Below are 851 nucleotides of genomic sequence, written 5' to 3'. Positions count from 1 at the left end.
TTTGTCAAATTGTTGCGTGTACATGTAAAGTGAAACCAAATCGTCTTGATAAATTTTGTCAAACTCAATTAATTTATTAACTGAGAGTATGGCTTGATTATAATTCTTGGTTTGATAACTTACCTCATACATTCCTGCCCAATACCATTTGTTTTTCGGATCTATTTGTGCCGCTTTTTCATAGGAAGAATAGCTTTGTTCATAATTTTTTAGCCCAAAATAATTCTTTCCCATTTCCGAATAAACTACGGCATCATTGGGTTTTAATTTCAAACAATATTCCAATGCTGTAATGGCTTTATCGTAATTTTCGATTCCTTTTTGCTTTAAGGATTCGTAAAAATAATCTTGAAATTTGTCGGTTTCAGGCACAATAGATTCTGGTTCGGCTTGCGCCAATAGCAAAGCTGAATTGCAAAGCAAAACCAAGAATAAAAAGAATGAAACCGTTTTTTTCATTTATGCAAATTGAGATTTGTTAGCCTAGATTTGACAACTTTTTAATTGCCTCCAGCTTTAGCTAGAGGAATAAAATAAAGATAGCTTTCAATGGCTTTGGCCAAAATAAAATTAATTTTGGCCAAAGCCCAATTAAACATTTATTCATTTTCCTCCAGCTAAAGCTGGAGGCAATTTAAAATTATTAATGACAAGAATTATTCCAACACCGAATAATCTCCAATGCTAATGCTGGTAAAATTACCATCAAAACTAGCGTGACTTCCAATCATTGCGTTGTCTAAATTAGCGTTTTTGATATGCGAATGCGTTTGCACCAGACTGTTTTTTATAGAACTATCAACAACGTGACATCCATCTCCTAAAGATACATTTGGACCAACCGTTGCGTT

Annotated in this window: 1 protein-coding gene and 1 pseudogene; both read right to left on the bottom strand. The window is 33.4% G+C overall.

What is annotated here, in order from left to right; all coding sequences use genetic code 11:
- A partial coding sequence (locus EKL98_RS18240) for a tetratricopeptide repeat protein (protein ID WP_233589467.1) occupies nt 1–459 on the bottom strand: 459 nt, incomplete at its 3' end.
- A 197-nt stretch (nt 460–656) separates the two neighbouring features.
- Nucleotides 657–851 (bottom strand): annotated as a pseudogene (locus tag EKL98_RS16155) (nucleotidyltransferase); the annotation flags it as partial.

It is taken from the genome of Flavobacterium bomense (assembly GCF_003970355.1).
The sequence above is the reverse complement of the archived record's forward strand: the minus strand, read 5'-3'. Positions and strand labels throughout refer to the sequence as shown.